This window comes from Mucilaginibacter sp. P2_D11 (assembly GCF_056404435.1).
In genome coordinates this window covers 47,789-69,215 of record NZ_JBFUEA010000016.1, presented here as the reverse complement: position 1 = coordinate 69,215, position 21,427 = coordinate 47,789, and the positions used below count along the sequence as shown (strand labels likewise).

Sequence of the window (21,427 nt, the reverse complement as noted above, 5' to 3'; positions counted from 1 at the left end):
CACATGAAAAAATTAAAATATATAGCGCTGGTTGTAGCCCTTACCGGTTTCACTGCCTGTAAAAAACAACTGGAAGAGAAGCCCTACGGCTTCCTCTCCACCGATAACTTTTATAAAACCGAGGCGGATGCCAATTCGGCATTGATATATGCCTACTCCATTCTGCCCGATCTAGATTATTACTCGCGTAACTTCATCACCCTCACCGAGGCACCAACCGAGGATATGGAAGTAGCCGCAGGTAAAAGCGCGGATAATATTTTGCTGGATAAATTATCGGCAACATCAACAAACGGTACGCTGAGGCCGGGTTTCCAGTTGCCTTATGTGGGCATCAACAGGGCTAACTTAGTTATAGCCTATGTGCCCGCAATTACCAAAATAGCTGATGCCGCCAAGAATGAAATATTAGGCGAGGCATACACCCTGCGTGCTTTGCACTACTTTAACCTGGTACGTTTATTCGGTGCGGTGCCAATGCATTTGGAACCGGTAGACGACCCCAGCAAAACCAACCTCGGTAAATCATCCATGAAGGATATTTACGACCAGATTATCGCCGACCTTACCAAAGCCGCAGGCATGATGGATCAAACCCGTCGCCTCGGTCGCGTAAACCAGGTAGGGGCGTGGGGATTACTTTCGAAGGTGTATTTAACGCTGGCTTCGGGCAAAGCTACCGGCTCACCGGGTTATGATTTTGTGGCCAGCGCCGATGATATGTACGCCAAAGCCAAAGAGTTTTCGGGCAAAGTAGTAAACGATCAAACCGCCTATGGTTTAGACCCAAGCCTTGTAGCTATTTACGATGTAACCAAGAAGGCAGGGCCCGAGCACCTTTGGGATGCCAGCGCCGACCGCACCGGCACCAACGAGGGCCTCTACTCCAAACTCCCAAAAATGTTCATGCCGAACCTGAATTTCAGGTTGCCAAACGGGGTATTCGTTCCGGGAGGGTTTAACGAGTTTTTAACTGAATCGGCTCTATACAATAGCTTTGATGCCAATGATAAGCGCAAAACGCAGCTTATCATCTCTACCATCAGCGATGTGAATGGCGGTAATTCTGGCACCGGGCCAACCCAAAATTTGAGCATTACCGATGCTTACACCCGCCCCTTTAGCAATAAATTCAACGATTCGGGCTGGCAGGCCGGCGACCAAACCAGCTGTAACACGCCCATCCTTCGCTACTCTGATGTGCTATTGGTTTATGCCGAAGCAAGCGGCCCTACTCCCGAAGGCTATGCCGCCGTAAAAGCCATCCGCACGCGTGCCGGGCTGGGCGACCTGCCGCCGGGATTAACCGTGCAACAGTTCCGCGATGCGGTTTTGCAGGAACGTTCATGGGAATTATGTTTCGAGGGTCAGCGTTTGTTCGACCTGCGCCGTACGCATAATATCGAGAATATACTGGTAACCAAATACGGCAAAAGCGTAAGCGGCGACCCTTACTTTTTCCCTATCCCGCAATCGGAAGTTGACAGGAACCCAAATCTTAACAATAACTAAGCAAGAAAATGAAACGCATAAATTACTTATTTCTACTGGCCCTGCTGTTATTCGCGGCCTGTAAAAAAGACCCTGCCGCGGGTATCCAAAGCCATGAGCGTGCGATAGAAGCAGTAAGTCTGGGCGATGGCCTGGTGCAGGTTGGCCCCGCCGTTGTAGACAGGCCGAACGCTACCGTTACCGTGCGTGTGCTGCTGCAGGCAGGTACCAGCTTCAACGCGGTGAAACCCAATATCCAAACCTCGTATAAATCGACGGTGAGCCCGGCATCCGGCCAGCCGGTAGATTTTGCGGCGAATGCCAATAAGGCCAAATACACCGTTACATCAGAAACAGGCGAAACCCGCGAGTGGACGGTAATTATCCAGCCATTTACCGAGGCATTGCTGGGCACCTTTAGCATACAGGATTATACTTTGTATGGCGGTACTGGTCCGCAATATGGTGGTGGCGCTGTATTGAATCTGGCTTCCAAATCAGTTTGGCCGGCAAATGGGCCATCATCGGAGTATGATAATACGCTAACCTTTACCTATACCGGCATCACTGCCGATGGCAATACGCAAGGCGATGTAGTAAACGCGGCCGGTGCCGACGGGGCTTATGCCGATTTTACCTTCATCAAAAACCCGGTTACCGATGTTAACGGCAAGTATCGCGTTATCCCCAAAGGTAACGGCAAATGGCTGCACAACTATGCTAATAATACCATCACTTTCACTTTCCCGGACGGTACTACCAAGGTATGCACGTTTGATGGCGCAGGTACTACGGATTTGGGTAACGGCCTTAAGAAAACCATTACCGATAATGCCTTCACCTTCGCCTTAGCCGGTGCGGATGACTATGGCAATATCTATAGCGACTATGATAAGATAGTGAAACGCCCATATAAGCTCTGGGTTGATGTTAAGAAACAATAATAAATTTATAACAGCGGGCGTAATAGTTATGCCCGCCGTTAATACTTAAGCCTGATGGTTAATAACCTGCATATCAGTACCAAAAACGCATCCGCCAAAGCACTTGCGGATGCTTTCCAAAACCAGCCTTTAATAAGGCGCTTTAAATCGTTATCGATGAAAAATAAAACCATAGTATCGGCAATAGGATTGATGTGTGTAGCATTTGCCTTTTACGCCTGCCAAAAAGAGGTAAAACAATCGCCGCCCGCACCGGAGGTAATCGTACCCGTGATACCCAATACACCATTCAAATCATTAAAATACCTCTACAGCATAACCGGTAGCAAAGTGGTAAGCGGCATCCATAACCGCGAGCCAAACACAACCCCCGCCGTATGGACCAACAAAACTTTCAGCGTTACCGGCAAGTACCCGGCACTGTGGAGCGGCGATTTCCTGTTCCAGGCGGATAATATTATGAACCGGCAGGTAATGACCGACGAAGCTGTTGCGCAATACAAAAAGGGCGCGCTGGTAAACATCATGTGGCACTCCTGCAACCCGGCCCTTGCCGAGCCTTGCGGATTTGATGCCACAGGCGTGCAAAGCAAACTTACGGATGCGCAATGGACAGAACTGCTCACAGATGGTACGGTCATTAATACCAAATGGAAAGGCCTGGTTGATGAGATTTGTGTGTACCTGCAACAGCTGAAAGATAAGAATGTGGAGGTGCTCTGGCGCCCATACCACGAAATGAACCAGGGCGCGTTTTGGTGGGGCGGTCGCCCGGGTGCCAATGGTACGCGCAATTTGTACGAACAATTGCACGATTACATGACCAAGACCAAGGGCCTCACCAACCTCATTTGGGTTTGGGATATACAGGATTTTGGCTCGCTAGGCAGCGATGCATCCACCTACAAACCGGGCGATGCTTACTGGGATGTAGCCGCGCTGGACGTGTACGATGGCAGTGGCTACACCAAAGCCAAGTATGATATTATGGTTGCTGCGGCCGCGGGCAAGCCCATCGTGATAGGCGAGTGCGAGAAATTGCCCACGGCCGATGAGCTTGCTTCGCAACCCAGATGGTCGTTCTTCATGAGTTGGTCAGAGCTTACCTTCTCGGGCAATACGGAAGCGAATATCAAAACGCTATACACTTCTCCGCGTGTGGTTACGCTGGATAAGATGCCGGGTTGGTAGGTAATTTTAGTTTTATATTGGTTGAAGGGCGGGGAGGTTCTCCGCCTTTTCTTTGTTTATCGGAAAATTAGATGGATTTAGCTTTTCTTTTCTCATTAAGTGTTCACGCGGCGCAGCGTGAACACCGTGAACATTCTCAATATTCTCTTAATCAGGCATTTGTAAATTTTAAAATGGTGTCAAAACGGTGTCACCATCAGTATTGTTGCAGTGTGTTAAATTTGCGCAAAAAACCTTGCTTTTAACATCTACGCTCTATCCACCAAGCAACGCGGGTTTGGCACAAGCTCATCTTTATGCGTAAATTTTGCATTGTAAAAATGCTATCTCAAAACGCGTAAACAGCGTTTTTCGTAAGCCAGGCGTTTTAAATGTTAAAATAGTATTACTTTACTTTGGGCTGTAAACTTAGTTTTGATACACAATTATAAATGACCTGTCGGGGTGTTTCCTATGCTATCCGCAGCGTCAGCATCTGCTTAAATTTAAATGCCGGTTGTATGAGATATTTACGTGCATTAATAGTATTGCTTGGTTTTGTGTTGTCTGCCAATCTGTGTAAGGCACAGTTCACGGTTCAGCAAATAGACAACAGCAGCGGGCTCTCCAACAGCTGCATCAACTCCATTTATCAGGATAGCGACAACATCATCTGGTTCGGCACCTGGGACGGGTTGAACTATTATGACGGCAACAATATCCACGTTTTCAACTACGAAAAGGCCGACAACAAAAATGCCATCGCCAGCAATATCATCTACCAGATAGAGGGCGATAAAAACCGCAATATTTGGATAGGCACCGTGCAGGGTCTCAGTAAATTCAACAAAAATACCGGAGATTTTACCAACTACTTCTACAACGCCAAAAAGGTAAAATCGAGCGGGTTTACGGTGGCGATAGACAGCCACGATAACGTATTTGCCGCCAATAAGAACAGCTCGCAACTATATCTCTACAACAAACAAACCGATGCCTTCGATAAGATTGGCATCAAAGGACTTACTGATTTTATGCTGGTGAAAATCCTGTTCGATGAGCAGGATAACCTTTGGCTGCTAAAGGATAACGGGATACTGGAAGCATTTAAACGTACAACTTCCGGCTTCGTGGCGGTAAAACAATTCAAATCGGTACAAAACATCGATAACATCTTCTTCAGCAATCACCGCGTATTTTATACCACTAAGGCCGAATTGAATGCGATTGACAAGCAGTACCAAAAGCAATTGCTGACCCGCTTGCCGCACGAGGTACGTTCGATGAGCTTCTTCAAGAACCATTACGTATTTGCATGGGCATCAAAAGGGATAGGCGAGTACGACGAGCAGTTTAAACCCGCCCAGGTTATTGCCACGCAGATACCGGTGTTGCAGAACGTACGAATAACCTCGCTGATGAACGATGCTACCAGCCTGCTTTGGTTTGGTACCGATGGCAATGGTGTAATGAAGGTGGCCAAAAAAGAGAACTACTTCGGCATCGTACAAAAGCAGCCAAACGGGCAATCGTTCCATATTCCGGTGAGGGCTTTTTCTGACATCAATGGCGAGCTTTGGATAGGCACCAAGGGCAACGGCATTATCACCATAAAAGATTGGGGCAGCAAAAACGTGTCGTTTTCCTCCATCAATACCTTCCACACCAATGTGGATTTGCTGGATAATTGTGTCTACGCCATCGAAAAAGGGCAGGATGGGCTGGCCTATATCGGCTCTGACGCGGAGGGAATCACCGTGTACGACCTTAAACGGAAGCACTTCATCCGCTGGAGCGAAATCCTCAACAGTAAAGATTACCCATCCTTCGGCTCGGTGCATTGCGTACTGCCCGATAAGGATGGCTCCGTTTGGCTGGGCCTGAACGAGACCGGGCTGGTACATTTAAAGCTGGAGCAAAACTTAGCCGGGCAGATAAAGATAAGCTATCTGCAAAGCTATCGCAGCGGTGATAATAAAGGCCCGGCGAACGACGTTATTTACACCCTTGCACAGGGCGGCGGCAACCGCATATGGATTGGCTGCCGGTATGGTGGCTTGAGCATGTTCGATAAAGCCACCAAAAGCTTTAAAACGTTCAAGGCCTTCTCATACAATGGTAGCCTGTCCAATAACGATGTGCTATCGCTTTACATGGATAAAGCGCAGCGGCTTTGGGTGGGCACAAGTTTTGGGCTAAATTGGATTGACGAGAGCGAGGCGGCCGCATCTGCCAAACCGGTGTTCAAAAAGCTTAGTACCGATAATGGCCTGCCCAATAATACCATCCACGCCATCAGCGATGATAACCAAAATAACATCTGGATAAGCACCAATAAAGGGCTGGCGAAGATAAACCCGCAGAGCCTTAAGATAGTCCACTATAAAGAATCCGACGGTTTGCAAAGCGACGAGTTTAGCGATAACGCCGTTTGGAAGGATAAGGCCGGTATGCTGTTTTTCGGCGGTATTTACGGCTTCAACTACTTTATGCCGCAAAATATCAACGTAAGCAACGAGCAGCCGCACCTGCTGATATCTGATATGCAGTTCGCCGGGAAAAATGCGCCGGAGCGCGGGCTGAAGGTACTGACCAGGAATGGCTCGGTAATTACCCAGCACTATGTTCTAAAGCCGCAGGACAATTATTTCGAACTTAATCTGCAGCCCATTACTTATACCAATTCGCAAAAATGCCAGTACGCTTATTTCTTGGCAGGCAGCGATAAAGGCTGGCACTTTATAGGCAAGCACGAGAAAATCATCTACAACAACCTGCCCCCGGGCGATTATACCCTACAGATAAAATGGAGCAACGGCGAAGGAGTTTGGACACCCGGGGTTACCGCTTTTACCGTAACCGTAAGGCAGTATTGGTGGCTTACGCCCATTGCTTTTGCAGGTTACATGATCGTCATTTTCGGGTCGGTATCCTTGTTCGTACGTTACCGAAAGAACAAATTCGTGATGGCACAGGAGCTGAAGATGGAGCACCTGCTGCGCGAGAAAGACGAACACCTGCACCAGGAGCAACTCAACTTTTTCACCAATATAGCGCACGAACTGCAAACTCCCTTAACGCTAATCCTCGGCTCGCTGGAGCGTTACCTTTTCAAATCGAAACATACGGCACAACAGGAAAAAGGCGGCAATTTCCTGTCCATCGTAAAACAGGAGGCATCAAGGCTGCACTTTCTGTTGCACCAGTTGTTGGAGTTTCGTAAAGCAGAGGCCGGGCAACTGCAAAATCATTACAGCTATATTGATGTATCGGATTTATTGACGAACCGCTCGGGTTTGTTCGATGCATTGGTCGAGCAAAAAAAGCTCGATTTTTCGAGCCATATAGATGCCGGCATCAGCATGTGGATGGATAAAGATAAGCTGGAGAAAATCATCTTCAACCTGCTCTCAAACGCTTTTAAGCACTGCGGCCCAAGGGAGTATATTATTTTTGATGCCCATCCCAAAAAAGGCACCGACATGCTGGAAATCGTAGTAGCTAATTCGGGCTGTAAGCTTACCCATGCGGAGACGAGCCGCCTGTTCGACCGCTTCTTTGTGGTGGATGGCAGTCAGCAAAGCAAGATAAGTTCGGGCATAGGGCTGGCCTTTACGCGGCAGCTAGTGAACCTGCTAGGTGGAGAGATAAGCGTTAGCTGCGAGAACAACTGGATTGCTTTTAAAGTGCTGTTGCCGCTCAATTTCGTCCCCGCCGATAAGCACAAAATTGTGGAAGCGGCAGATAAAAGCGATAATGCATCTTACGTGTTTGCTTCCCTGCCCGATATCCAAACGCCGGTGGTGCATTTCAACCTGGCGGATAATAACAAAAAATCGCTGGTGAAAAGCTTTGAACAGGAGGAGAAAAAAGCCATTTTAATTGTAGACGATGAAGAGCTTATTCGCTACCTGCTGAAAGATATTTTGGGTGATGCATACATCATTTACGAGGCATCTACCGGCAAGCAAGCCATAGAAGTAATCAACCGCGCCATGCCCAACCTCATCATCAGCGATGTGATGATGCCGGATATGAACGGCCTGCAACTTTGCGACCTGGTAAAAAATACCGCCGAAACCTGCCATATCCCGTTTGTGCTGCTATCTGCCCGCACTACCATCCAACACATGACGGAGGGCTATAGCTGCGGCGCCGATGCCTACATCCCCAAGCCTTTCCAAACCGAGCATTTGCTGGTGCGCGTGCAGAAACTGCTGGAATACCGCGATAAGCTACACAAGCTGTTCAACACAGGCAACGCCGCCTTGCAACTGGATACCCGCGACCTGGATGCCAGCGATAAAAGCTTCATAGAAAAAGTAACCCGTGTGATAGAGGAAAATATAGATGAGGAATTGGATGGCGCCTTCCTGGAAAACGCCCTCAATCTCAGTAAAATCCAGCTGTACCGTAAAATAAAAACCCTCTCAGATATGACGCCTACGGAGCTCATCCGCCACATCCGCCTGCAAAAGGCATCGGCGTTGCTTACCGCATCGGACTTAACCGTATCTGAGATATTTTACCGCACGGGGTTCAACAATAAAACCTATTTCTTTAGGGAGTTTAAAAAGATATACAATTGCTCGCCAAACGAATACCGGGCGCAAAACAGGTTGCCGGGCATCAAAGCCTCGAAGTAATAACCGAAATGATTTAATACAGCAAAGGCGACCGAAAGGCCGCCTTTGCTGTTATGTTTTGTTACTTAATAAGTAACCATATTATACATCTCTATCTGCTGGCCGGTAGGGGTGCTGCCTCCGTACCAGTGGTTGGTGCCTACAAAGTAGAAGAACTTGTTGTAGTAGCTGCCGCTGTTGTTGGTAAGCGTGCATTTGTAAGTGCCATCTACATAAAAATCAACCATGTGCGTGTTGGTAGAACGTGCCTGGGCTTTAAAGGTATGGTAGCCGTTATCGTTATGCGATATTAGCGCGGTAATGTACTGCCCGCCGCCTTGCAGGTAGGCTTTCAGGTCGTTGTTCTCCAATGTTTTAACGAAACCCATCTCGTTGCCGTTCCATTGGGTTACATTGTCGCACACAAATACAGCCTCTTCGCTTGAGCCGCTGTAGGCGTTGCTACCGCCTTTAAACGCGCCGTTAAACTGCATGCCATTGGCGGTTTGCCCTGTTTTTTGTTGCGCGGCATCAATATCCGTACTGCAATTGCCCACCGGAATACAGATGCCATTAGTGCCCGAGATGTTGTAGGGTACACCGTTACAGGTTTGCCACAGGTTAAAGGCGCTTTGCGGCAGTGCGGCGCGCGGGGTAGTGCTTTTGCCATCGGCATTAACATCTGTTGACGATGGTTTGCTGGCATCTTTTGCACAGCCAAGGGCAAGCGTTAGCAGCAGCAAGCTGCCAACCCCAATTTGATTGATTTTTCTCATAAAAAATGGTTTTTGGTTTATAACTGGTCAAAGCTATATTGCTTCTTATTTAAATAAGTCCACAAAAGTTTCGTTTTAGTACACAGATGGATTTGGATTTCCGATTGCATGCGCCCGGCGGATGCTCCGGCGTTTGTCATCGAACGGCAATCTTGAATTGCCCGTTAAAATGTTTCTCAGCCGCAGTCGTCTTACCTCATATGAAATCACGAATATTTAGCGTGTTGATCTTATGGCTGCTGATCGACATTTATTTTTTTGCAGCAATTAACACCTTGGCCCCGGGGCCGGTTACTTTTTATATTTATTGGGCAGTGGATATTTTCCTGGCCGGCGGGATAGCTCTTAGCCTGCTGACCGGCAGGCGCAGATTGGTGTCGCCATTTATGTCGCTAATGCTATTGTCGCTTATACCTAAACTTATCGGGGATGTGTTTCTACTATTAGAGGATCTCACAAGGCCGTTCCGCCATACCCCTGCCAGAAGCTATCTTTTTAGCGAGCTCGTAATTGCCGTGGCGTTGATTACTTTCTTCTCGGTGCTGTTCGGTATTACTAAAGGCCGGCATTACTATAAGGTTAGGCGCACTATCTTGTATTTTGAGAACCTGCCGGAGGTATTTAATGATTTTACCATCACGCAATTATCAGATATCCATGCAGGCAGTTTCAGCGATGCCGAAGGCGTACAGAAAGGGCTCGATTTGGTGAATGCGCAAGGAAGCGATGTGATATTGTTTACCGGCGACCTGGTAAACAACCAGGCCAGCGAAATGGACCCCTGGATACCCGCCTTTGCCGGATTGAAAGCACCGCTTGGAAAGTTTTCTGTATTGGGCAATCACGACTATGGCGATTACCTGCAATGGGAAAATGCCGAAGAAAAGCGCAATAACCTGGTAAGGTTGAAGGAAGTACACACCGAGATAGGCTTCCGTTTGTTACTGAATGAAAGGGTGAAGATTGAAAAAGATGGCCGCTCGATAGAGTTGATCGGTGTTGAGAACTGGGGCAAAGGCGGTTTCCATAAATACGGCGACCTCAATTTGGCTACGGCCAACGTGGCTGATAAGGATTTTAAGATATTGATGTCGCACGATCCCTCGCATTGGGACGCCGTTACGTTGGGCCATGATAAGCGTATAGATCTTACGCTTGCCGGGCATACGCATGGCGCGCAGTTCGGCTTCGAGCTTTTTGGCTTTAAGTGGAGCCCGATCAAATACGTTTACAAGCAATGGGCGGGGCTATATGAAAAAGCAGGCCGTTACTTGTATGTTAACCGCGGTTTTGGCTTTTTAGGCCTTAAAGGGCGGGTGGGTATCTGGCCCGAAATAGCCGTGCTCACGCTGAGACGGAAGCCTCAGGTTGCGGTTTGATGCAAATCGCGCAGCTTGCCGGGCCCAGGCTCTTTCAGATACGCCGTATGCCCTTAAAATAAAACAAGCCGCCCATTGCGGGCAGCTTGTTTATCGTGCCGTTTTAAGTGCGATTAATTCACATCAAACCAAAGTTTGGTGGTCAGCACATCTGCACCCTGGCTGGCTACAGCAGCTTGGTAGCTTGTCCCGTTTAAGGATTGCTCCGTACCGGGATAGATAAACCTCAAAGGCAATTTTCCGCTAAGGGTACCTGCTACCGCTGGTTGCAGTTGCGGGTAATCCAGCCTGCGCCATTCGGCAAAGGCCTCTAAGCCCTGCCCAAATAGTGCAAGCCATTTTTGTTCGCCTATCGATTTTTTATAGTTGGTAGCATCGTACTGTACCGATGGCTGCGCGATATAGGTGGCTATTGCCGCATCGCCGATGCCATACTGCTTTAAGGATGCGGTTACCGCTTGATTGTAAAGGTCGGCAGCATTCTCGGTTGTGAAGCCACGTGCGGCAGCTTCTGCACGGTCAAACAATACCTCTGCATAGCTGATGATTACCGCCGGTGCGCCCGGTGCCAAAAAGTAGGTGCCTGGTTTTGATGTTTTGGTGAAGCCCAGGTTACTGGCATCGCCAACCAATAAACCGTTTGGTATGCCCACATAGGTATTGGGGGTAGCATCCTGGGTTTTGCTGGCGTAAACAGGTAAACGTGGGTCGTTCAGCGCAAATAGTTTATCTACTATCGTTTTACTGATGCGGTAATCGTCGCGGGTATCAAACAGGTTGCTTATCGGGTTTTGATTTGGCGATGCCAGGTAAACCAGTTGGGCAGTTTCGCTATTTGCGCTGATGTAACCACTGCCTTCTGCCTGAATATCGGCTAAAACTTGCTTTGCCTTTTCGGGCTCGCGGTCGGCTATCCTTAAGGCAATGCGTAAACGCAACGAGTTGGCGAACTTTTTCCATTGTGCAATTTTGTTGCTGTAGATTACATCGCCTGCTATAGCAGGGCCGGATGCATTCAATGCAGCCTGTCCCGTTTTCAGGTCCTCTAACAAGGCGAAGTAAATATCCTTTTGTTTGTCGTAAACCGGCGTAAGGTAGGTGCTGATGTTGGTAGCCTGGGTGTAGGGGATATCGCCGTAGTTATCTGTAAGCAATGTAAATACCCATGAACGCAATACCAGCGCCACGCCCTTGTAATTAGGGTTAGCCTGCGCATCGGCCAGTTTAATGATCTGGTTAAGGTTTACGATGCTCTTGGTATAGCCAACACTCCACAATTCGTTAAATGCGGTGTTGGTATAAATATACCGGTCGGGATCGGTGTATTGTATTTTGGCCCAATGCTGCACAAACAGCAGACTGGCATCCATATTATTGGCAGTACCCCAATAGGTATCGGCGGTTGCTTTGGTTGCTGCGGTCAGTAAGTAATCAGGTTGCGCATTTTGCGAAGCATTTGGATTTTGGTTGATTTTTACCAAATCCTTTTTGCAGGAACTTACCGATAGTAATAACGCTCCCGACAATAGTATGGTTGTATATTTGAGTTTCATTGTTTTAGAATTTAAGGTTAACATTAAAGCCGATGTTTCGTACAGTTGGCAGGGTTAGATCTTCCAGGCCCTGGCCGTTACCGGTGTTGAAGGCAGTCTCAGGGTCGATATTCGGTACGTTTTTATGGATGATCCACAGGTTGCGGCCAACAAGCGATACCGTTGCCGATTGCAGCCCTATGCCTTTAACCCACTGCGAAGGGAAAGTGTAGCCCAGTTTAACCTCGCGAAGCTTTACGTAAGATGCGCTGTAAACAAATGCCTCATCAACATTGGTGAAGCCTTTGTAGTAAGATTGTGCCGGCAAAATAGTGGTGTTGGCGGTTCCATCGGCTTTTACGCCTTTGAAAATTACGCCATCGTCATATACCGTTGCGCCACCTGGTGCGCTTGTGCCTGCGGCAACCTGAACCGCAGCAGCAGAGGTGTTGTTGTTGGGATAGTAGTAAGATAAGCCACCGTTAGCTGCACCACGCCCGGGTAAGGTTGAGGCCAGTACGCCGGTATAAGTACCTGTCCGGTTGGTGTTGGAGTAGATGGAACCGCCTATGCGCGCATCCACCAAAAAGCTTAGGTTAACGCCTTTGTAAGTAAAGCTGTTGTTGATGCTTCCCAACCAATCCGGCGTGTATTTACCCAGGTATTGTTTTGTAGGATTGATAACGGGCGTGCCGTTCGCACCGATAACGATATTCCCCGAAGCATCGCGGGTATAAGCATTACCGAATAAAGTTCCATATGGCCGGCCAACAGCGGCTAATACCTGTACGGTACGGTTGGTACCCAATATGTAGCTTTGCAGTTTACCTTCGTTATCCAATGAGATAACTTTGCTCTTGTTGCGTGAGTAGTTCAAGGTAACATCCCATGTGAAATCTTTAGATTTAAAAGGAGTTAATCCCAATTGCACCTCAAGCCCTTTGTTGTTGATGCGGCCACCGTTGATTAGTTTTTGGCTGTAGCCTGTTGTTTGGCTTACGTCTACGTTGAGTATCTGGTTAACGCTGTTGGTGTTATAAACGCTCAGGTCCAGCCTTACACGATCGTGAAAGAAACCGGCTTCAACGCCTGCCTCACCGGATGTTGTGGTCTCTGGTTTCAAATCGGGGTTCAGGTTGATGCTTGCTGCACTCTGCTGCGGGTTGGTGCCGAATGGTGCGGTAAAGTTGTAAGTATTGATCAACTGGTAGGGCGTAGTTGCTTTACCCACTTTAGACCAGCCACCACGCAGTTTTAAATAACTTAAGGTATTGCTCTTCAAATCCAACGCTTCAGACAATACCAAGCTTCCGTTTACAGACGGGTAGAAGTAAGACAGGCTTGATGCCGGAAGGGTAGAAGACCAGTCGTTACGGCCGGTTAAGTTCAGGAAAGCATAGTTGCGGAAGCCTAACTGTGCCGACGCGAAGTAGCTATAGGTTTTTAATTTGCCGTAGTAATTAGACGATACCAGCGGATCGCGCGAGTTGCTTAGCGTGTACAAACCTGCTACTGCCAGCTTAGGCGCTATCTGGTCGTTCTGCTCATTTAAAATAGTGCTGATGTTGCCTCCCACAAAGCCATCGAAGGTGAAATCTTTGTTTAATTTTTTGGTGTATTGTAAGCGGCCTTCGGTATTGGTTTCATTAACTGTGTAGGCATCCTCTTCATAAGAGCCGAACGGCGTGCCATTGGTACCGTAAGCAATCTTAATTTTGCGCCTGTCGTTATAATAATCCGTACCGGTACGGAAGTTGGCTGATAAGCCCTCGATTATCTTGTAGTTTAGTTCTATACTACCAATAATGCGGTTTTTGTGTTGCCCAACAGTGTTCTCATACGCTATAAAGTATGGGTTGCTATAGTAGCTATTGTTCCAGTTGAAGGTGTTGCCGTTGGCATCGCGGTAATTCTTAAGTTGGCTTACGTCTACCTGGCGGCCAAACCATGTAAATTGCAGCATGGTGCTGGTAGCACGCCTGCCGTATGCGCCAGGCAGGTTATCGGCATCATCTTTAATATAATTGGCGATGGTAGTAATGGTTAGTTTTGAATTGGGGCGGAAGGTAGTGTTCAGCAAGAACGAATTCCTGCCCTGCGAAGAATTGGGCACCACGCCGGTTTGGTGCAGGTTGTTGTAAGATAAACGGTAATCGAATTTATCGCTGCTGCCTGCTAAAGCAACACCGTTGTTGAGCGTAACGCCTGTTCTAAAGAAATCGCGCACGTTGTTTGGATGTGCTACGAAAGGTGCAGGCTGCCCGTTTGAGAAGAATTGCGGAATTAACTGGCCGTTCAATGCCGGGCCCCAGCTTTCGTCTACACCGTCGTTTACGCCTGCACCAGCGCCGTTAACGTAGCTGAATTTGCCGTTTGAGCCTTGCCCGAAGTCGTTCTGATAATCGGGGAATACCTTGAGGGTAGCAAAAGAGGTGTTTGAATTGAGGGTAATACCTGCTCCCTTGGCACCTTTGCCGGTTTTGGTTTTGATGAGGATAACGCCCGCCGCAGCACGGTAACCGTAAAGGGCCGCTGCGTTTGGCCCTTTCAGCACGCTGATAGATTCGATATCTTCTGAATTCAAATCGGAAATAGCATTGGCAAAATCCCTTGAACCATTCGTGCCCTGGAACTGGGAGTTATCTACAATAACGCCATCTACTACAAACAGTGGTTGATTATTGCCCGATACCGATGTTTCGCCACGGATAACGATACGGGATGAGCCCATATCCCCCTGGCTGCCGGTAACGTTTACACCCGCTATTTTGCCCGATAAGGCATTGATGAGGTTGCTCTCTTTAGCCTCAGCAATGTCCCTCGACTTAAGTCCCTGCACCGCATAGCCCAGTGATTTTTTATCTTTCGAGATGTTTAGGGCCGTAACAACCACCTCGTTCAATGAATTGGGTGCTTCTTCCAACACTATCTTCAGTGGTTCACCGCTGTTGTTTACAGGAACTTCGATCGTATTGAAGCCGATATAAGAGATCCGCAATACATCATTGGCGTTTGCAGAGATGGTAAATTTACCCTGTACATCGGTTTGGGTGCCGGTTGTTGCACCTTTTACGCCGATGGTTACGCCGGGTAGGGGCTGCCCATCGGATTTGGCGGTTACCACGCCGCTTATTTTTACAGACTGGGCGTTTGCCTGCTGCAGGGTGAAGAATAGCAATACGATTGCCAGTAACGATTTGTAATTTTTAAACATGATTTGTTAATGAATGGGTCAAAAAAAATATCAATACGAATGCATGCAGCTCGCGCTATGGTTTACACAAAAGGTGTAATACCAGCGGGCTTGTTGACTTTGTAAAGAATGGAAAGCTGATTTTCTCCGGGGGCTTTAAAGCGGTGGCTTATGCCCGGAACCTTGCTGAAGGATTAGCAATAACAACACATAGAAGAGAGGTAGCTAGCCATCAGGCTGTTAAAATGTAAGGTGTGATTGGCAAACCAGAGACTTCGGTAAGGGCTGATAGTAGAGGTGTTCATATGATATCGATTATGTTAATTCTATTTAGGGATTAATTAAGGGCAACAATGGGTTTATTTACAAGGCCGTCAATGGCTTTCAGCATGCCGGCAAATTCCTGTGGATCGTATAAGCGGGTTAGGTAGGCTATCCGGCCGTCGCGGTCTATCACCACGTTGCGGGTTACACCGCTTTTTTTGTTGGCAAACCGCCCGAAGATATCAGCACCCGGATCCAATGCCAGCGGGTAGCTGATGTTCATTACTTTTTGAAAGGCGCTTACCTTTTCCAGGGGTTCGTCGCGGTCAACCCCTATCAGGATAACGCCTTTGTCTTTATAGGCCTGCCACACTTCTTTTTCCAAATGAGGCATTTCTTCCCGGCATACGCTGCACCAGCTTGCTGTAAACTGCAGGATAACGATTTTGCCCTTAAGCTGAGCTAGTGAAGTTTTTGTGCCGTCGGTAAGTCGCAGTTCAAAATCTGTAGGGGCAAGATCGCTGGTTTTAACGATGTAGCCGCGGTCGGCATCTGCCGCAGGGGCTGCCGGCGTTACAGATTGCGCCTCTGCAAAAAGTGCAGATAACAGCAGGATGCCTGTTAATAATAAGTATTTATTTTTCATGTGTTGATGTGTTGTGCCCCGAATAACAGCAAGAAGACGGAAAGAGGGAGGATGACGTAATGAACACCTTTTACAGGTATTGCAAATAATTTTGCGGACATTATCTTTTCTGCATTGCTGCAGACAGGAATTAGCACCTTTATACCTATGGCGTACAGGTTGCTAAGACATCATCGGGCCTTTCCCTCAGTCTTTCTTGATAATTATTAAGAACGATTACGATGCAAATATAGAATTAATTCTACTATCCCCATGGGCTTTATATAATTTAATTGTCATATCGTTTTTTTTTGTTGATCTGCGTTTGTGTTTTTGAGGTGTGAGGGCGGGATCGAACCGCCGTTTGAGGTTTTGCAGACCCCCGCCTAACCACTCGGCCACTCCACCATAGTAATTTAGGCGGCCACCGATTTCAGTTGAGTAGCCAGGTTTTCCACTACTTCATCAATCTCGGTTAACGTGTTTTTGTAACTGAACGAAAACCTGATGGTTTCCATGTCCGTTGCTATGCCTAAGCCTTTGAATACCGGGATTGATTGTGCCGTATAATCGGAACCGCCCGAAACGATAATATCGATATCGTCCAGGTGGTTGCTCAAAGGCAGCCCGCCCCAATCAGGGAAGCTGGCACTTAAGATTGTAGCGAGGTTCTCTTCGGGTTTGCCGCCGTTTATCCGCACACCCGGAACCAATGCCTGCAGTTTTGTGATCATCCTTATTTTTAGGGCCTTGATATAATTGATTTTATCCTCAATATCCCAGTAGGCTATTTCCAGAGCTTTTGCAAGCCCAACAATCGCCGCTACGTTTTCGGTACCTGTTTGCTGTTCCGGGCTGTTGCCGTAAACGAGTTTGCTAATGCGCTTGCCGCTGCGGTTAACTAAAAACCCTGCTCCGAGTGGCCCATGGAATTTATTTGCCGACGCCGATGCAAAATCGAGCTTCAACCTTTCGGGATAAAGGGCATAGTTGCCAAGGGTTTGTATCGTGTCTGAATGGACGGTAGCGCCATAGCTGTGTCCGAGTTCGGCAATGTCTGCTATCGGGTTAACCAACCCGGTAATGGCATTGGCGTGTATTACCGATACCAGGTTGCGCGTATTGGTACGCAACAGGTATTCGAGGTGGTTAAGGTCGGGCCGGCCAATCCTGTCTGTATTCAAATAACTTATCCTTGCGTTATGTTTCTTTTGCAGCACGCCCATGGTTTGCAAAATAGCGCCGTGCTCAAAAGGCGTGGTAATGATATGATCTATGCCTTGCCCGGCAACGGCGGTAGCCAGTGCCATGTTGTTTGCTTCGGTACCGTTTGATGTAAAAACGATTGTTTCCGCAGGCACTTTCAATAACGCCGCTATTATACTCCGGCTATTTTCTATAGCCTCTTTGGCTTTTCGACCGTATGCATTGTTTGCGCTTGCATTGCCAAAGTGTTCTAATATATAAGGCGCCATAGTGCTGAAAACATCCGGATGGATGGGAGTAGAGGATGCATTGTCGAGGTAAATACCCATAATACTGAAATAGAATAAAACGATGATATTATTTAAAAGCCGGGGCGGCTAAGCTTGATTTTTCAGCAACAACAATACAGGCGCAGTTTCATGGTAGCAGTTTAAAAAGCATCCTTGCGGACAAGGATGCTCTGGTTTAACCAACAATTAATAAAATCAGTAAATACTTATCGAGACAAAAGTAGAATTAATTCTATAATTCCCATAGAAATAGTAGAATATATTTTATATTTGCAGTGTAATGTTTTTTTGAAATTGTTTAAGTGTCTTGTAGCTCTTTAAAGAACTTTCTCTTCATTCAGGTTTATAATTGGTTGTAAAGAGTTCCTGCCCATCAGGAACTCTTTCCTTTTTAATGCGCCGACCAGAATTGGGAGCAGGATATTAGCAGCAATTAGGTCCACCGCAGGTTGTAAGTGGCCCGGAAGGAGAAGATAGGGCATCATTCTTATTACGAATCAAGTTTCGGCATTGTTTTCGACGTATATTAAGAGGTCATATCCACGCCCTTGAACTCATTACATAATTTAATATGAACGTTATTTGTGACACTTCATAAACATCTTTTTTTAGGTTTCACACTAATTCTATAGTATTAATATACTATAATTGTGTGCCTTATTTGTGAGAAGCAGGTGCTATTTATCAATCATATCCACAATGTATTTTATGCAAACGTGTTGAATTAGTTTTTCAGGGTCGGTAGCGGCCACTATTGCGTTTAACCTATTTTGAAACGCAGCACCTTTTCGAAAAAAATACCTGTGCAGTGTGGCTGCGCATTAATTAACCTCTCTCAGCATCTAAGAAATAACATGAAAGATTTACAGCTCAACAGCTTTATTGAATTACTTTTTCAAACGCACAAAGCCGAATGGGAGGCCACGCCATCTAACGAACAGGCCATCCATTGGCTCAACGACCTGTTGGAATTTTTGTTCCCTAACAACAGGCTCAACAAGAAAATTATTTACGAAGGCCAGCTGAAAAAGAACCAGATAGAACTGGAAAATATCTTGTTGAGCTACCTGGATATCGATGCCATTGATATTGATTACGCTGTGGAGCATTTTTACGCCGCATTGGAACGAATATACCAGGACCTACGGGCCGATGCCGCCCGCATGTACGAGAAAGACCCGGCGGCAGGCAGTGTGCACGAGGTAATTGTTTCTTATCCCGGCTTTTATGCAATAGCAGTTCATCGCATTGCGCATCAGCTTTCGCAATTAAGCATACCCATCCTCCCACGAATACTAAACGAGCATGCACATGGCAGGACAGGGGTGGATATTCATCCTAGCGCCCGCATAGGCGTTCCGTTTTGTATCGATCATGGTACAGGCATTGTTATCGGTGCTACGGCCATCATCGGTAAAAATGTAACTATTTACCAGGGTGTAACCATCGGTGCAGCACAGGTTAGTAAGGGCCTCAAAGATACCAAACGCCATCCCACGGTAGAAGATAATGTTACCATATACGCCCGTAGTACCATATTAGGTGGCAAAACGGTTATAGGGCACGATAGCATTATAGGCGGCAGCGTATTTTTAACCAAAAGTGTGGAGCCTTATTCTAACGTGTTCAACACCCATCAATTACGAATAGAAGTTAAGTCTGAAATATAGATTATATGGCCGGCATTATAGACCTTATTGGCAATACCCCACTGGTAGAGCTTACAAAATTAAACCCTAACCCAAACGTAAAAGTATTTGCCAAACTGGAAGGGAACAACCCGGGTGGCAGTGTTAAAGACAGGGCTTCGCTCAACATGATACGCAGCGCGATAGAACGCGGGGACATTAACCAGGACACGCGTTTGATTGAAGCTACCAGCGGTAATACAGGGATCGCACTGGCCATGATCGCGAGCCTTTATGGACTGGACATAGAATTAGTTATGCCCTCAAACTCCACGCGGGAGCGAACGTTGACCATGGAAGCGTTTGGAGCAAAGGTTACGTTATTGGACAACATAGAAGCATGCCGCGATTATGCGGAAGAGAAAGGTGCCGCCGCAGGGAATTTTTTGCTGAACCAATTTGCCAACAGCGATAACTATATGGCCCATTACAAAACCACCGGACCCGAAATTTGGAATGATACTAACGGCGCAATCACCCATTTTGTTAGCGCAATGGGAACAACGGGTACCATTATGGGCTGCTCCCGTTATCTGAAGGAGAAGGCCCCAAATGTGCAAATTATCGGCTGCCAGCCAACAGAAAGCTCGTCTATACCGGGTATCCGTCGCTGGGAGCCGGCCTATCTGCCCAAAATATTCGATGCAAAGCGTGTTGACCGGACGTTAGACGTTTCGGAGCAGGACGCCACCCATATGGCCCGCAGGCTTGCTAAAGAAGAAGGCGTATTTGCCGGAATGAGCACTGGCGGAGCCTGCACGGCTGCACTAAAAATTGCAGAAGAATTAACAGAGGGCACTATTGTTTTTATCGCTTGTGACCGCGGCGACCGTTATTTGAGCAGCCCGTTATTCGGATAATTCGAGTCGATTAAATCACTAAATAAGTATCCTTTTTTATTGACGGGTAAGCAATCAGGCTGGCGCAGAAACCAATTTCTGCTCTTTAAGGAAATAATACTTCATAATAGGGCCTGATATTACCATGGTGACTACCGTCATAATCACAAGCCCCTCAAACACAGGGCCGCTTATTATTTTGGCCTGCATGCCTAACAAGCCCAGCACAATTTCCTGCGAACCCCTCGCATTCATACCGAAAGCTACCGCTATCGATTCGTTTTTGGTCATGCCGCTCAAGGCGCTGCCAATACCGGCACCAACCAGTTTGGCCACGCAGGCAATAACCAGTATGATCAATACGATTTCGAGGTTAAAGTTGGCGATGAAATTCAACCTTAGGCCCACCGAAGCAAAAAACAGGGGAGCCAGCACGTTGATGGTAAACTGATGCAAAACATGCTTGTGTTTATCTGTAAAGTATTTGGAATCGTTAATGCCAATACCCACCAGGAACGCACCAAATATGCCACGTACGCCTAATGCTTCGGTAACGCAGGCACTGATAAGGCATAGGCAAACGCCCATGGTGAGCGCCCGACCGGGTTTCTCGCCCTTGCCGGCATATTCCATCAGCCGGTGTATGAGCCAACGCCCGCCGGTTAGCATAAAAATCGCATACAGCACCACGATAATTACCGACCAAAAAGACGCTTCGCCTTTGCCCACATGCATCAGCTGAATGATGACGGAGAACAATATCCAGCCCAAAAAATCATCAACCATGGCTGCGGTTAAAACGATGTTGCCGATGCGCGTAGTCAGCAAATCTAAATCGAGCAATATTTTGGTGATTACTGAAAGGGCTGTAATGGATAGGGCCGTCCCAAAAAACAGCGAAGTAACCAACTGGTTATTGGCGCCATTGGTAAAATGGCTTTCGTACAGGAACCAAACCGCGGCAAAGCCTATAGCAAACGGGAAGATAATGCCCGTAAGGCTTATACTTACAGCCTGTTTGCCATCCTTCCTGATTTGTTTTAGGTCCACCTCGAAACCGGCGATGAACATCAGCAGGATGATACCGATATTGGCAATGCCGTCAAAGGCTTCAAAAGCATGCGGCGCGGATAGAAAAATATTATCGAACACTGCCGGGAATAGTAACCCCAGTACGGTAGGGCCTACTACGATGCCTGCTAAAATTTCGCCGATGATGGCAGGGAGTTTGTACCTGCGGCATAGTTCGCCCAGTAACCTGGCAGGTATCAGTATAATTAACAAAATAAGCAGGAAGTGTATTATCTCTGATGAACTGAGTTTAGAAACCATGGCGAATTATAGCAAATAGTATTTGCCCAGTTTGATAGGGCGTTGATGGTAAAAAGGCCGACGGGCAGGCCGT

Annotated in this window: 13 protein-coding genes, 1 tRNA gene and 1 riboswitch; of the genes, 7 read left to right on the top strand and 7 right to left on the bottom strand. The window is 47.3% G+C overall.

All coding sequences use genetic code 11. The features are described from left to right. The first annotated feature begins 3 nt into the window (after window positions 1–3). The 4 genes from AC1DXC_RS22355 to AC1DXC_RS22340 all read left to right on the top strand — a co-directional run bounded on the left by AC1DXC_RS22355 (window position 4) and on the right by AC1DXC_RS22340 (window position 8,251). Window positions 4–1,512, top strand: a complete 1,509-nt coding sequence (locus AC1DXC_RS22355; RefSeq protein ID WP_477461391.1) for a RagB/SusD family nutrient uptake outer membrane protein — start codon at window positions 4–6, stop codon at window positions 1,510–1,512. 8 nt (window positions 1,513–1,520) lie between these two features. After that, on the top strand, window positions 1,521–2,435 hold the full coding sequence (locus AC1DXC_RS22350) for a hypothetical protein (protein ID WP_477461390.1): 915 nt from the start codon (window positions 1,521–1,523) through the stop codon (window positions 2,433–2,435). A 54-nt stretch (window positions 2,436–2,489) separates the two neighbouring features. Continuing rightward, entirely contained in the window at window positions 2,490–3,626 is a 1,137-nt protein-coding gene (locus AC1DXC_RS22345; RefSeq protein ID WP_477461389.1) for a glycoside hydrolase family 26 protein, read from the top strand. Between the two features lie 500 nt (window positions 3,627–4,126). Beyond that, a complete protein-coding gene (locus AC1DXC_RS22340; RefSeq protein ID WP_477461388.1) occupies window positions 4,127–8,251 on the top strand; it encodes a hybrid sensor histidine kinase/response regulator transcription factor in 4,125 nt (1,374 codons plus the stop codon). 65 nt (window positions 8,252–8,316) lie between these two features. Here AC1DXC_RS22340 and AC1DXC_RS22335 read toward each other — a convergent pair whose 3' ends face one another. Further along, window positions 8,317–9,006: a hypothetical protein gene (locus tag AC1DXC_RS22335; RefSeq protein WP_477461387.1), complete on the bottom strand. Its 690-nt coding sequence runs from the start codon at window positions 9,004–9,006 to the stop codon at window positions 8,317–8,319. A 200-nt stretch (window positions 9,007–9,206) separates the two neighbouring features. Between AC1DXC_RS22335 and AC1DXC_RS22330 the strand changes: the two genes are divergently transcribed. After that, on the top strand, window positions 9,207–10,385 hold the full coding sequence (locus AC1DXC_RS22330; protein ID WP_477461386.1) for a metallophosphoesterase: 1,179 nt from the start codon (window positions 9,207–9,209) through the stop codon (window positions 10,383–10,385). Between the two features lie 113 nt (window positions 10,386–10,498). On the opposite strand, the gene AC1DXC_RS22325 is transcribed toward AC1DXC_RS22330, so the two are convergent. The 5 genes from AC1DXC_RS22325 to AC1DXC_RS22305 form a co-directional block, all read right to left on the bottom strand. Further along, window positions 10,499–11,938: a SusD/RagB family nutrient-binding outer membrane lipoprotein gene (locus AC1DXC_RS22325; protein WP_477461385.1), complete on the bottom strand. Its 1,440-nt coding sequence runs from the start codon at window positions 11,936–11,938 to the stop codon at window positions 10,499–10,501. A gap of 4 nt (window positions 11,939–11,942) precedes the next feature. Beyond that, window positions 11,943–15,131: a SusC/RagA family TonB-linked outer membrane protein gene (locus tag AC1DXC_RS22320; RefSeq protein ID WP_477461384.1), complete on the bottom strand. Its 3,189-nt coding sequence runs from the start codon at window positions 15,129–15,131 to the stop codon at window positions 11,943–11,945. A gap of 316 nt (window positions 15,132–15,447) precedes the next feature. Further along, window positions 15,448–16,020: a TlpA disulfide reductase family protein gene (locus AC1DXC_RS22315; protein WP_477461383.1), complete on the bottom strand. Its 573-nt coding sequence runs from the start codon at window positions 16,018–16,020 to the stop codon at window positions 15,448–15,450. 97 nt (window positions 16,021–16,117) lie between these two features. Next, window positions 16,118–16,226, bottom strand: a riboswitch (SAM riboswitch). Window positions 16,227–16,335: 109 nt separating this feature from the next. Beyond that, a tRNA-Cys gene (locus AC1DXC_RS22310) sits at window positions 16,336–16,407 on the bottom strand. An 8-nt stretch (window positions 16,408–16,415) separates the two neighbouring features. Next, window positions 16,416–17,534, bottom strand: coding sequence for a cysteine desulfurase family protein (locus AC1DXC_RS22305; RefSeq protein ID WP_477461382.1), 1,119 nt, complete (start codon window positions 17,532–17,534; stop codon window positions 16,416–16,418). An 815-nt stretch (window positions 17,535–18,349) separates the two neighbouring features. Here AC1DXC_RS22305 and AC1DXC_RS22300 point away from each other — a divergent pair. Next, the gene (locus AC1DXC_RS22300) at window positions 18,350–19,165 is read left to right on the top strand and encodes a serine O-acetyltransferase (RefSeq protein WP_477461381.1); all 816 of its coding nucleotides are present in this window, start codon (window positions 18,350–18,352) and stop codon (window positions 19,163–19,165) included. A gap of 5 nt (window positions 19,166–19,170) precedes the next feature. Then, window positions 19,171–20,043, top strand: coding sequence for a cysteine synthase CysM (gene cysM, locus AC1DXC_RS22295; protein WP_477461380.1), 873 nt, complete (start codon window positions 19,171–19,173; stop codon window positions 20,041–20,043). A 54-nt stretch (window positions 20,044–20,097) separates the two neighbouring features. Here the strand turns inward: cysM and AC1DXC_RS22290 are convergent, their stop codons facing one another. Next, window positions 20,098–21,354, bottom strand: coding sequence for a cation:proton antiporter (locus AC1DXC_RS22290; protein ID WP_477461379.1), 1,257 nt, complete (start codon window positions 21,352–21,354; stop codon window positions 20,098–20,100). Window positions 21,355–21,427 lie beyond the last annotated feature (73 nt).